Annotated in this window: 14 protein-coding genes; all 14 read right to left on the bottom strand. The window is 66.9% G+C overall.

Annotated features, from left to right (window positions below; all coding sequences use genetic code 11):
* Nucleotides 1-11: 11 nt before the first annotated feature.
* A complete protein-coding gene (gene hisH, locus ACNQQL_RS12215) occupies nucleotides 12-653 on the bottom strand; it encodes an imidazole glycerol phosphate synthase subunit HisH (protein ID WP_347064275.1) in 642 nt (213 codons plus the stop codon).
* A complete protein-coding gene (locus ACNQQL_RS12220; protein WP_072443888.1) occupies nucleotides 650-1,270 on the bottom strand; it encodes a MarC family protein in 621 nt (206 codons plus the stop codon). The genes hisH and ACNQQL_RS12220 overlap by 4 nt, the downstream gene beginning before the upstream one ends.
* Nucleotides 1,271-1,332: 62 nt before the next feature.
* Complete coding sequence (gene hisB / locus ACNQQL_RS12225) at nucleotides 1,333-1,920, bottom strand: imidazoleglycerol-phosphate dehydratase HisB (RefSeq protein WP_011546606.1); 588 nt, start codon at nucleotides 1,918-1,920, stop codon at nucleotides 1,333-1,335.
* Between the two features lie 65 nt (nucleotides 1,921-1,985).
* Nucleotides 1,986-3,059, bottom strand: a complete 1,074-nt coding sequence (gene hisC, locus ACNQQL_RS12230) for a histidinol-phosphate transaminase (protein ID WP_072443886.1) — start codon at nucleotides 3,057-3,059, stop codon at nucleotides 1,986-1,988.
* A 130-nt stretch (nucleotides 3,060-3,189) separates the two neighbouring features.
* Nucleotides 3,190-4,506: a histidinol dehydrogenase gene (hisD, locus tag ACNQQL_RS12235; RefSeq protein ID WP_072443884.1), complete on the bottom strand. Its 1,317-nt coding sequence runs from the start codon at nucleotides 4,504-4,506 to the stop codon at nucleotides 3,190-3,192.
* A 24-nt stretch (nucleotides 4,507-4,530) separates the two neighbouring features.
* The gene (hisG, locus tag ACNQQL_RS12240) at nucleotides 4,531-5,184 is read right to left on the bottom strand and encodes an ATP phosphoribosyltransferase (RefSeq protein WP_034183648.1); all 654 of its coding nucleotides are present in this window, start codon (nucleotides 5,182-5,184) and stop codon (nucleotides 4,531-4,533) included.
* On the bottom strand, nucleotides 5,181-6,530 hold the full coding sequence (gene murA, locus ACNQQL_RS12245) for a UDP-N-acetylglucosamine 1-carboxyvinyltransferase (RefSeq protein WP_347064276.1): 1,350 nt from the start codon (nucleotides 6,528-6,530) through the stop codon (nucleotides 5,181-5,183). Before murA ends, hisG begins: the two co-directional genes overlap by 4 nt.
* A 14-nt stretch (nucleotides 6,531-6,544) precedes the next feature.
* Nucleotides 6,545-6,784, bottom strand: coding sequence for a BolA family protein (locus ACNQQL_RS12250; protein WP_006477131.1), 240 nt, complete (start codon nucleotides 6,782-6,784; stop codon nucleotides 6,545-6,547).
* A 55-nt stretch (nucleotides 6,785-6,839) separates the two neighbouring features.
* Entirely contained in the window at nucleotides 6,840-7,679 is an 840-nt protein-coding gene (locus tag ACNQQL_RS12255) for an ABC transporter permease (RefSeq protein WP_239483364.1), read from the bottom strand.
* On the bottom strand, nucleotides 7,676-8,602 hold the full coding sequence (locus ACNQQL_RS12260; protein ID WP_072443878.1) for an ABC transporter ATP-binding protein: 927 nt from the start codon (nucleotides 8,600-8,602) through the stop codon (nucleotides 7,676-7,678). Before ACNQQL_RS12260 ends, ACNQQL_RS12255 begins: the two co-directional genes overlap by 4 nt.
* A 192-nt stretch (nucleotides 8,603-8,794) precedes the next feature.
* Nucleotides 8,795-9,070, bottom strand: coding sequence for an STAS domain-containing protein (locus ACNQQL_RS12265; RefSeq protein WP_072443876.1), 276 nt, complete (start codon nucleotides 9,068-9,070; stop codon nucleotides 8,795-8,797).
* A complete protein-coding gene (locus ACNQQL_RS12270; RefSeq protein ID WP_347064303.1) occupies nucleotides 9,067-9,696 on the bottom strand; it encodes an ABC transporter substrate-binding protein in 630 nt (209 codons plus the stop codon). Before ACNQQL_RS12270 ends, ACNQQL_RS12265 begins: the two co-directional genes overlap by 4 nt.
* 111 nt (nucleotides 9,697-9,807) lie before the next feature.
* Nucleotides 9,808-10,773: a VacJ family lipoprotein gene (locus ACNQQL_RS12275; RefSeq protein ID WP_072443926.1), complete on the bottom strand. Its 966-nt coding sequence runs from the start codon at nucleotides 10,771-10,773 to the stop codon at nucleotides 9,808-9,810.
* 31 nt (nucleotides 10,774-10,804) lie between these two features.
* Nucleotides 10,805-11,365, bottom strand: a complete 561-nt coding sequence (gene mlaD / locus ACNQQL_RS12280) for an outer membrane lipid asymmetry maintenance protein MlaD (RefSeq protein ID WP_072443874.1) — start codon at nucleotides 11,363-11,365, stop codon at nucleotides 10,805-10,807.

Below are 11,365 nucleotides of genomic sequence, written 5' to 3' on the forward strand. Positions count from 1 at the left end.
GCACGCGACGTTCACGGTTTCCAGTGTACGAAGTTGCGATACAGACGCAACCCGACCTCCGCGCTTTTCTCTGGGTGAAATTGGGTCGCGAAGAGGTTATCCCGCGCGACCGCGGACGTAAACGGCGCGCCGTAGGCCGTTTCGCCGACCGTATGCGCCGGGTTGTCCGGGCACACGTAATAGCTGTGCACGAAGTAGAAATACGCGTCGTCGGGTACGCCGTCCCACAACGGGTGCGGCTGCGACTGGCGCACGCGGTTCCAGCCCATCTGCGGCACCTTGAAGCGCGAGCCGTCGTCCTGCAACCGGCCGTCGAGCTCGAAACGCACGACCTTGCCCGGCAGCAGGCCGAGGCCGTTCGTGTCGCCTTCCGCGCTCCAGTCGAACAGCATCTGCTCGCCGACGCACACGCCGAGCAGCGGCTTCGTGCGCGACGCCTCGATCACGGCCTCCTGCAGGCCCGATTCGCCGAGGCAGCGCATGCAGTCGGGCATCGCGCCCTGGCCGGGCAGCACGACGCGGTCGGCCGCGCGAATCGCGGCCGGCGTGTCGACGATCGCCACGTCGGCGGCCGGTTCGGCCTTCTTGAGCGCCTGCGCGACCGAGCGCAGGTTGCCCATCCCATAATCCACAATCGCAATCGAAGTTTTCATCTCAGTGCAGGCAGTAGCGCCCTCAGTCCATTGACGATGAATTCCACCGCCAGCGCCGACAGCATCAGACCCATCAGCCGCGTGGCGATGTTGATGCCCGTGCGGCCGATCCAGTTCGCGATCGGCTCGGCGAGCCGCATCGCGACGAAACACAGCAAAGCCAGGACCGCGCCGATCGCGACCAGCCCGGCCCGCTCATACCAGTGACGCGAGTTCGCCGCATAGATGATCACCGTGCTGATCGAGCCGGGGCCCGTGAGCAGCGGAATCGCCAGCGGCACGACCGCGATGTTGTCCTTCAGCTCGGCCTCGTGGCGCTCCTCCGGCGTCGATCGCGTGTTGCCGATCTGCGCGTTCAGCATGTTGATCGCCATCAGCAGCATGATGATCCCGCCGCCCACTTCGAGCGAGCCGACCGAAATGCCGAAGAAGTCGATGATCTGCTGTCCGAGCAGCGTCGTCACCGTCATCACGCAGAACACCGACACCGACGCGATCCGGATCGTGCGGCGCCGCTCGATGTCCGTCTGCTGCGCCGTCAGGCTCAGGAAGAACGGCACCGCGCCGATCGGATTGATCAGCGCAAGCAGCGAAATGAACGATTTGAGCAGATCCATCGCAAGCCGGCGCCGCGCGCCGAAGCCGTGAGGTTGTCCTTAGCGTCCGTCCGTTCGGAAGTTCAGAGGCTGCCCTTCGTCGACGGGATCTGCCCCGCCGCACGCTCGTCCAGCTCCACCGCCGCGCGCAGCGCACGGCCGAAGGCCTTGAACACCGTCTCGAGCTGATGGTGCGCGTTGATCCCGCGCAGGTTGTCGATGTGCAGCGTGACGCCCGCGTGGTTTACGAAACCGCGGAAGAACTCGATCGACAGGTCGACGTCGAACGTGCCGATCCGCGCACGCGTGAACGGCACGTGGAATTCGAGGCCCGGCCGGCCCGAGAAGTCGATCACGACGCGCGACAGCGCCTCGTCGAGCGGCACATACGAATGGCCGTAGCGGCGAATGCCCTTGCGGTCGCCGATCGCCTTCGCGACGGCCTGCCCGAGCGTGATGCCGACATCCTCGACCGTGTGGTGGTCGTCGATATGCGTGTCGCCATGCGCTTCGACCTCGAGATCGACCAGACCGTGTCGCGCGATCTGGTCGAGCATATGGTCGAGAAACGGCACGCCGGTGGCCAGCTTCTGCCGACCGGTGCCGTCGAGATCGAGCTTCACACGGATCTGCGTTTCGCTGGTATTGCGAACGACTTCCGCCACACGCATGGCAATTCCTTGATTGAGTCTGATGTAAATGGGGATTGATCGTCGCGCGCCGCCGCGCCCTGGGCTCAACCGGGCAGCGCGAGTTTCAAAGCGGCCAGCAGGCGGGCGTTTTCGTCGGGAGAACCGACGGTCAGCCGCACGCATTCGGCCAGTAACGGATGCATTTTACTCACGTTTTTGACCAGCACCCGCTCGGTGAGCAGCGCGTCGAACACGGCGGCCGCGTCCGGCACGCGCACCAGCAGGAAATTGCCGGCGCTCGGGAACACCGTCGCGCCCGGCAGCGCGGCCACGGCCTGCGCGAGGCGCGCGCGCTCCGCGCGCAGTTCGGCCGCCTGCGCGTCGAGCACGTCGAGGTGGTCGAGCAGGAAATCGGCGGTCGCCTGGGTCAGCACGTTGATGTTGTAAGGCGGACGCACCTTGTCGAATTCGGTCAGCCACGCGTGCCGCCCGACGAGATAACCGAGGCGGATGCCCGCGAGGCCGAGCTTCGACACCGTGCGCATCACGACGACGTTGTCGAACTCGGCAGCGCGCGGCAGCCACGAGCGCTCGGCGAACGGCTGGTACGCCTCGTCGATCACGATCAGGCTGTGCCGCGCGGCCGCGACGATCCGCTCGACGTCGGCATCGTCGTACAGCGTGCCGGTCGGGTTGTTCGGGTACGCGAGATAGACGATCGCCGGGCGGTGCTCTGCGATCGCCGCGAGCATCGCGTCGACGTCGAGCGTCAGGTCGGCCTTCAGCGGCACGCCGACGAATTCGAGCTGCGCGAGCTTCGCGGACAGTTCATACATCACGAAGCCCGGCACCGGCGCGAGCACCTTCGCGCCCGGCTGCGCGCACGCGACCGAGATCATGCTGATGATTTCGTCCGACCCGTTGCCGAGCAGCACGTCGCATGCGGCCGGCACGCCCATCGCGTGGCGCAGCTTGTCGAGCAGCGCGGCCGGGCGCGGCGCCGGATAGCGGTTCAGCGCGACCTGCGCGAGACGCTCGCCGAGCGCCGCCGCGAGCGGTTCGGGCAGCGGATACGGGTTCTCCATCGCGTCGAGCTTCACGAATCCGCTCGCGTCCGGCACCGGGTAGCTCGTCATCGCGAGCACGTCGCGGCGGATGATGTCTTGTGGCGTCGTCATGGTTTCAAGCCGGCGTGCGTCGCGCCGGCATCAAATGGTCGGCAAGGCGGCGGCTGCCGCCCTGCGCTGCGTCTCCTCAACCGGGGGCGGCGCGTCAGCGCCCGCCCCGGCCCCGCGCAGAGCGCGCGGGTTACCCCTTCATCCGGAACTCGGCGCTCTTCGCGTGCGCCTGCAGCCCCTCGCCGTACGCGAGTTCGGACGCGATCTCGCCGAGCGTCTGCGCGCCTTCGGCGCTGACCTCGATCAGGCTCGAGCGCTTGATGAAGTCGTACACGCCGAGCGGCGACGAGAAGCGCGCGGTGCGCGACGTCGGCAGCACGTGGTTCGGGCCCGCGCAGTAGTCGCCGAGGCTCTCGCTCGTATAGCGGCCGAGGAAGATCGCGCCCGCGTGGCGGATCTGCTGGCCCCATTGCTGCGGCTCCAGTGCCGAGATTTCCAGGTGCTCGGGCGCGATGTCGTTCGCGATCCGGCATGCCTCGGCCATGTCGCGCACCTTGATCAGCGCGCCGCGGCCTTCGAGCGACGCGCGGATCACGTCCTGGCGCGGCATCGACGGCAGCAGCTCGTTGATCGCCTTCTCGACGCGCTCGAGGAACGCGGCGTCCGGGCACAGCAGGATCGACTGCGCGAGTTCGTCGTGCTCGGCCTGCGAAAACAGGTCCATCGCGACCCAGTTCGGATCGGTCGTGCCGTCGCACAGCACGAGGATTTCCGACGGCCCCGCGATCATGTCGATGCCGACCGTGCCGAACACGCGGCGCTTCGCCGACGCGACGTATGCATTGCCGGGCCCGCAGATCTTGTCGACGGGCGGCACCGTCGCCGTGCCGTACGCGAGCGCGCCGACCGCCTGCGCGCCGCCGATCGTGAACACGCGATCGACGCCGCCGAGCAGCGCCGCGGCGAGCACGAGGTCGTTCTTCACGCCGTCCGGCGTCGGCACGACCATCACGATCTCGCCGACGCCCGCGACGCGCGCGGGAATCGCGTTCATCAGCACCGACGACGGATACGCGGCCTTGCCGCCCGGCACGTACAGGCCGACGCGGTCGAGCGGCGTGACCTTCTGGCCGAGCACCGTGCCGTCGCTTTCCGTGTACTGCCAGCTATGCGTGCCGCACTCGATCTTCTGCTTCTCGTGGTACGCGCGCACGCGCGCCGCGGCCGCTTCCAGCGCCGCGCGCGCCTTCGGCGCGAGGCCGTCGAGCGCCGTCTGCAGCGCATCCTGCGGCAGTTCGAGCGCGGCGACGCTGTCCGCGTTCAGCCGGTCGAAACGGTTCGTGTACTCGAGCACCGCGGCGTCGCCGCGCGATTTCACGTCGGCGAGAATCTGCGCGACCGATTGCTCGATCGCCTCGTCTTCGCTCGCTTCGAATGCGAGCACCGCACGCAGCGCGGCGTCGAAGCCGTCGCTCGTCGAATCGAGTTTGCGGATGGTGATGGCCATGGGAGTTCCGTTACGGTGATGCGCTCAACCGCCATTCTGCGACGCGCGTTCGAACGCGTCGAGGATCGGCTTGAGCGCCGCGCGCTTCAACTTCAGCGCAGCCTGGTTCACGACGAGGCGCGACGAGATCGCCATGATCTCCTCGACCTCGACCAGATTGTTCGCCTTCAGCGTGCCGCCCGAGCTGACGAGGTCGACGATCGCGTCGGCCAGGCCCACCAGCGGCGCGAGTTCCATCGAGCCGTACAGCTTGATCAGGTCGACGTGCACGCCCTTCGCCGCGAAATGCTCGCGTGCCGTTTCGACGTACTTCGTCGCGACCCGCAGGCGCGCGCCCTGGCGCACCGCGTTCGCATAGTCGAAGCCGGCCGGCACCGCCACCGACATCCGGCAGCGCGCAATGTTCAGATCGATCGGCTGGTACAGGCCCGAGCCGCCGTGCTCGACCAGCACGTCCTTGCCGGCCACGCCGAAATCGGCCGCGCCGTATTCGACATAGGTCGGCACGTCGCTCGCGCGCACGATGATCACGCGCAGGTTCGGGTCGGTCGTCGGCAGGATCAGCTTGCGCGACGTTTCCGGATCCTCGGCCACCTGCACGCCGGCTGCGGCGAGCAGCGGCAGGGTTTCCTCGAAAATCCGGCCCTTCGACAGGGCGAGGGTCAGCGGCACGCTCATGCTTGGCTCCCGGAGAGGCGGCGCACGTTCGCGCCGACGGCGGTCAGTTTGGCTTCCATGCGGTCGTAGCCGCGGTCCAGGTGATAGATGCGGTCGACGATCGTTTCGCCGTCGGCACGCAGCCCGGCGATCACGAGGCTCGCCGACGCGCGCAGATCGGTCGCCATCACGTTCGCGCCCGACAGTTTCTCGACGCCCGTCACGAGCGCCGTGTTGCCGTCGATCGTGATGTTCGCGCCGAGCCGGTTCAGCTCCTGCACGTGCATGAAACGGTTCTCGAAGATCGTCTCGACGACCTGCGCGGTGCCCGTCGCGACCGTATTGAGGGCCATGAACTGCGCCTGCATGTCGGTCGGGAACGCCGGGTATTCCGACGTGCGGATCGTCACCGCCGACGGCCGGCGGTCCATCTTCACGCGCAGCCAGCTGTCGCCTTCCTCGATCGATACGCCGGCTTCGCGCAGCTTGTCGATCACCGCGTCGAGGATGTGCGGGCGCACGCCCGTCAGCATCACGTCGCCGCCCGCCGCCGCGACCGCGCACAGGAATGTGCCGGCCTCGATGCGGTCGGGAATCACCGAATGGCGCGCGCCGTGCAGCCGCCCGACGCCCTGGATCACGAGGCGATCGGTGCCGATGCCGTCGATTTTCGCGCCCATCTCGACCAGCAAGTGTGCGAGATCGCTCACTTCCGGTTCGCGGGCCGCGTTTTCGATCACCGTTTCGCCGTCGGCGAGCGTCGCGGCCATCAGCAGGTTTTCCGTCCCCGTCACCGTGATCATGTCGGTCACGATGCGCGCGCCCTTCAGGCGCTTCGCGCGCGCTTCGATGAAGCCGTGCTCGATGCTGATCTCGGCGCCCATCGCCTGCAGGCCCTTGATGTGCTGGTCGACCGGACGCGCGCCGATCGCGCAGCCGCCCGGCAGCGACACCTTCGCCTCGCCGAAGCGCGCGAGCAGCGGCCCGAGCACGAGGATCGACGCGCGCATCGTCTTCACGAGCTCATACGGCGCCACGAGGTTGTCGACGCGCGACGCATCGAGCTGCACGCGGCAGCCGTCGGTCTCGCTCTTCACGCCCATCTGGTTCAGCACCTTCAGCGTGGTGCGCACGTCCTTGAGGTTCGGCACGTTGTCGAGCTCGACCGGATCGGCGGTGAGCAGCCCCGCGCACAGGATCGGCAGCGCGGCGTTCTTCGCGCCCGACACGACGATCTCGCCGGACAGGCGGCGGCCGCCTTCGATCGCGAGCTTGTCCATCCCATGTCCGTGCGATTCCCCGTTGGCGGCCGGGTGTGCCGTGGCGACGCTCTGGACGGCGTCGCGCTCGTTGACGGTGACTTGCACTCAGTGATTTCCGGTTATGCGTTCTGCCATTCGGCGGGCGTCAGCGTCTTCATGCTGAGCGCGTGAATTTCCTGCTTCATGCGATCGCCGAGCGCCGCATAGACGAGCTGGTGCCGCTGGATCGGCCGCTTGCCTTCGAAGGCCGCCGACACGATCGTCGCGAAGAAATGCTGGCCGTCGCCTTCGACTTCCAGATGCGTGCAGGCGAGACCGCCGGCGATGTATTGCTTGACCTGTTCGGGAGTCGGCAACATGGTGTAAGGCTCCTGTCGGCGCGCGCCGCCCCGGGGCGGCCGCTGCCTGTCGATATCAATGACGCAGTTTGTAGCCGGTCGCGAGCAGCCGCATCGCGACCATCGCGAGCAGCACGAAGAAACCGGCGACGATCGCGAGGCTCGCGAACGGGTTGATGTCGGACGCGCCGAAGAACCCGAAGCGGAAGCCGTCGATCATGTAGAAAAACGGATTGAGACGCGAGATCTCGCGCCACACGGGCGGCAGCGAGTGCGTCGAATAGAACACGCCGGACAGGAACGTCAGCGGCATGATCAGGAAGTTCTGGAACGCGGCGAGCTGGTCGAACTTTTCGGCCCAGATCCCGGCGATCAAGCCGAGCGTGCCGAGGATTGCCGAGCCGAGCAGCGCGAACGCAATGATGAACAGCGGCGCCGCGAAATGCATCGGGATAAACCAGATCGTCACGACGAATACGCCCGCGCCGACCGCGAGCCCGCGCACGACGGACGCGAGCACGTACGCGCCGAAGATGTCGCGGTACGACAGCGGCGGCAGCAGCATGAACACCAGGTTGCCGGTGATCTTCGACTGGATCAGCGACGACGAGCTGTTCGCGAACGCGTTCTGCAGCACGCTCATCATCACGAGGCCCGGCACGAGAAAGCTCACGTACTCGACGCCCGGATACACCTCGACGCGGCCCGACAGCGCGTGGCCGAAGATCGTCAGATACAGCAGCGCCGTCACGATCGGCGCGCACACCGTCTGGAACGACACCTTCCAGAAACGCAGCAGTTCCTTGTAGAACAGCGTTTGAAAACCGCTTCCCGACACTCGCCGGGCCGCCCCAAGAGTGCCGGGCGCCCCCTCGGGGGGTAGCGAACGCAGAGAGCGTGGGGGTTCTTGTTTCATGCCAATCCCTCGATCACCTCGGCCCCGTTCATCACCTGGACGAACACATCCTCGAGGTCGGCCTTGCGGACCTCGATCTCGTCGAACGTGCCGCCCGCCGCGCGGCACTGCGCGAGGATGCGTTCGACATCGTCGTAGCTCGTGAGGCGCAGCAGGTGCTCGCCCGGCGCGCGTGCGGCCGGATCGGTCTCCAGCCCGCGCAGCTCGGCCGGCAGCGCGCCGGTCGCCAAGCGCAGGTAGAGCTGCAGCCCCGCGAAGCGGCGCAGCAGCGCGTCGGTGCGGTCGAGCGCGACCACTTCGCCGCGGCGCAGCATCGCGATGCGGTCGCACAGCGACTCGGCTTCCTCGAGGTAATGGGTAGTCAGCACGATTGTGTGACCCTCGCGGTTCAGGCGCGAGATGAATTTCCACAGCGTCTGGCGCAATTCGACATCGACACCGGCGGTCGGCTCGTCGAGCACGATCACGGGCGGCCGGTGCACGAGCGCCTGCGCGACGAGCACGCGGCGCTTCATCCCGCCCGACAGCGCGCGCATGTTCGCGTCCGCCTTCTCGGTGAGATCGAGATTGGCCATCACTTCATCGATCCAGTCGTCGTTGCGGCGCAGCCCGAAATAGCCGGACTGGATGCGAAGCGTCTCGCGGACGGTGAAGAACGGGTCGAAAACGAGTTCCTGAGGCACGACGCCGAGTGCGCGGCGCGCACCACGGAAGTCCTTGACGACGTCGTGGCCGCGCACCGAGATACTGCCTTCGTCGGCCCGGGCAAGCCCGGCGAGGATGCTGATGAGCGTGGTCTTGCCTGCGCCGTTGGGGCCGAGCAGACCGAAAAACTCGCCTTCCTCGACCGACAGGCTGACGCCCTTGAGCGCCTGAAGCGACTTGTAGCGCTTCTTGACGTGACGGATTTCTATGGCTGACATGACTGTGCGCGACGCAACGGCCGCGACGCCTATTCTGTGCTTGCTGCGAAAGAAAATGGGGGCCGGACGCCGATTGACTGCCCCGCAAAACGCTTGATTATAGGGCAAACCGGCTGGCGGAGCCGGCGCGGAAGGCGCGCGGCCTGAAGCTTGCGCGCGCCGGCTGGCGCGGCAGGCTCCGGTCGGACAGGGTCAATGTCGCTCGGCGCCTTCGATGAGTGCGTCGACGCCATAGGCGCGCGCGAGGCTGGCGAGCTTCGGGGGGAGATTGAGGATGTCGAGGGGCGCGCCGCGCGATTTGGCGGCACGTTGCCATGCGAGCAGCACGGCGAGCGCGGACGAGTCGAACTGCGTCAGCGCCGCGCAATCGACGGCGGTCGCACCCGCGACGATGCGCGCCAGACCGTCCGCGAGCGCGGACTTCGCGCTCGCGACGGTCAGCGAGGAGCCGGCTTCGAAGCCGCTCACGACGCTTGCTTGCCGGAGGCAAGCTGCTGGTTGCGCTGCGTCAGGAACTGGATCAGGCCGTCCACGCCGCTTTGCTGGATCTTCTCGTTGAACTGCTGCTGGTACGTCTGGATCAGCCATGCGCCGAGCACGTTCAGGTCATACACCTTCCAGCCGCCCGCCGACTTGTACAGGCGGTAATCGATCTGGACCGGCTGGCCGTTGTTCATCGCGACCGTCTTGACCACGACGTCGGTATCGGCCGGATCCGCGCGGAACGGGGGGTACTGGATCTGCTGGTCCGGCTTCAGCTGCGCGAGCGCGCCCGAATACGTGCGGATCAGCAGCAGCTTGAACTGCTCCTGAATCTGCTGCTGCTGCTCGGCCGTCGCCGTACGCCAGTTGCGGCCCATCGCGAGCTGCGTGGTACGGCGGAAATCGGTGTACGGCAGGATGTCCTTGTTGACGATCGTAATGATGCGATTGGTGTCGCCCTGCTTGATCGTCTGCTGCTTGACTTCGTCGAGCACTTGCTGCGTCGCCGTCTTGATCAGCGCCTGCGGGTTCGACTGGTCGACTTGCGCGTGAGCTGCGCCGCCGAACGAGAACAGCGCCGCGAAAACGGGGATCAGGAACAGTTTTTTCATCATAGTGACCTGCATGAATGAGTCGATGCGAAGATTGGAGCAGGTAGCTTACGCGCAAGTTCGCGTGCGCTACCGACTGAATCGTTTCCGGCTGTAACGAATGTAATTCCGTCAGTGCAGCCGGATGCTCGGGAAGCGGAACCCACCCGGAGACGGCGGCGCCACCTGCATCGCCGGCACGTTCGTTTCGCTGGCCGGGTTCGGCGAAACGGCCGTGCCCGATGCCGGGGCAGCAACCGCCGTGCCCGATGCGCCCGCCGGTGCCACCGCACCACCCACCGCCGCTGCACCCGCCGAACCGGCCGCGCCGGCGGCCGCCGGCGCCGCGCCGTCGTCCGGCAGGTCGTACTTCGGCAGCGCATCGTTGCTTGCCGTCGAGCCTGCCTCGCCGCGCGCGTTGTCGATCAGCATCTGGCGGCGCTGCAGGTACGCGTTGCGCACGAACGAATACTTGTCGAGCGCCGCGGCATCCAGCACGTCGCCCGCGCCGAGCAGGTTCGAGCGCGTGTTGACGAGATTCACGCCGAACAGGCCCCAGCTCAGGCCATCCGGCTTCACATAGGTCAGCGGGTTGCCGACGTAGTCGACACCGAGGCCGGCCGTGTCGCGCACCGTGCTCGGGCCGAGCAGCGGCAGCACGAGATACGGGCCCGACGGCACGCCGTAGCGGCCCATCGTGACCCCGAAGTCGGCGGTGTGTTTCGGCAGCTTCGCGATCGTCGCGACGTCGAACAGGCCGCCGACGCCGAACACCGTGTTGATCACGACGCGCATGATGTCGCCGACGCCGTCCGCGATCCGCAACTGCACGATGTTGTTCGCCGCAACGTAAACGTCGCCGATGTTCGAGAAGAAGTTCGTCACGCTGTCGCGCACCGGCTGCGGCACGACCTTCTGGTAACCCTGCGCGACCGGCTTCAGCGCGTACGTGTCGACCGTGTCGTTGAACTTGTACATCGTCCGGTTGAAGCCTTCGAGCGGATCGCCCTTGGTCGGCGTCTGCACGGTCGCGCAACCGCTCAACGCGGCGACTGCCGCCACCGCGAGCGCGGCGTGCCTGATGCGGATCGTCTGCATGGTCATTCCCCTCTTGTATTCTCTCGTGTGGTTATTGCGCTGCCGAACCGGGCGCGGCGGACACGGCGGACGCCGGCACCGCCACCGGTGCGGGTGCGGCCGGCGCGCCGGCTGCCGGCTTCGCGCCGCCCGCATCGGCGGCCTTGCTGTACAGGAACTGGCCGATCAGGTTCTCGAGCACGATCGCCGACTGCGTCATCGTGATCGTGTCGCCTGCCTTCAGCATTTCGGTGTCGCCGCCCGGATCGAGGCCGATATATTGCTCTCCGAGCAGGCCCGACGTCAGGATCTTCGCCGACGAATCCTTCGGGAACTGATACTGGCCGTCGACATCGATCGTCACGAGCGCCTGGTAGGTGTTCGTGTCGAAGCCGATCGACTTCACGCGGCCGACCACGACGCCGGCACTCTTCACGGCCGCGCGCGGCTTCAGCCCGCCGATATTGTCGAATTTCATCCTCACCGCATAGGTCGGCTGAAACGACAGCGAGCTCATGTTGCCGACCTTCAGCGCCAGGAACAGCACCGCAAGGAAGCCCACCACCACGAACAGGCCGACCCAGAAGTCGAGAGCAGTCTTTTTCATCGTCAT

The sequence above is a fragment of the Burkholderia sp. LFS061 genome (genome assembly GCF_047978125.1).
In the GTDB taxonomy this organism is placed as follows: domain Bacteria; phylum Pseudomonadota; class Gammaproteobacteria; order Burkholderiales; family Burkholderiaceae; genus Burkholderia; species Burkholderia pyrrocinia_C.

Excerpts from the sequence above, each read along its gene's own strand:
- hisH (WP_347064275.1), bottom strand. The coding sequence starts at position 653 with ATGAAAACTTCGATTGCGATTGTGGATTATGGGATGGGCAACCTGCGC.
- ACNQQL_RS12220 (WP_072443888.1), bottom strand. The coding sequence starts at position 1,270 with ATGGATCTGCTCAAATCGTTCATTTCGCTGCTTGCGCTGATCAATCCG.
- hisB (WP_011546606.1), bottom strand. The coding sequence starts at position 1,920 with ATGCGTGTGGCGGAAGTCGTTCGCAATACCAGCGAAACGCAGATCCGT.
- hisC (WP_072443886.1), bottom strand. The coding sequence starts at position 3,059 with ATGACGACGCCACAAGACATCATCCGCCGCGACGTGCTCGCGATGACG.
- hisD (WP_072443884.1), bottom strand. The coding sequence starts at position 4,506 with ATGGCCATCACCATCCGCAAACTCGATTCGACGAGCGACGGCTTCGAC.
- hisG (WP_034183648.1), bottom strand. The coding sequence starts at position 5,184 with ATGAGCGTGCCGCTGACCCTCGCCCTGTCGAAGGGCCGGATTTTCGAG.
- ACNQQL_RS12250 (WP_006477131.1), bottom strand. The coding sequence starts at position 6,784 with ATGTTGCCGACTCCCGAACAGGTCAAGCAATACATCGCCGGCGGTCTC.
- ACNQQL_RS12255 (WP_239483364.1), bottom strand. The coding sequence starts at position 7,679 with ATGAAACAAGAACCCCCACGCTCTCTGCGTTCGCTACCCCCCGAGGGG.
- ACNQQL_RS12260 (WP_072443878.1), bottom strand. The coding sequence starts at position 8,602 with ATGTCAGCCATAGAAATCCGTCACGTCAAGAAGCGCTACAAGTCGCTT.
- ACNQQL_RS12270 (WP_347064303.1), bottom strand. The coding sequence starts at position 9,696 with ATGAAAAAACTGTTCCTGATCCCCGTTTTCGCGGCGCTGTTCTCGTTC.
- ACNQQL_RS12275 (WP_072443926.1), bottom strand. The coding sequence starts at position 10,773 with ATGCAGACGATCCGCATCAGGCACGCCGCGCTCGCGGTGGCGGCAGTC.
- mlaD (WP_072443874.1), bottom strand. The coding sequence starts at position 11,365 with ATGACGATGAAAAAGACTGCTCTCGACTTCTGGGTCGGCCTGTTCGTG.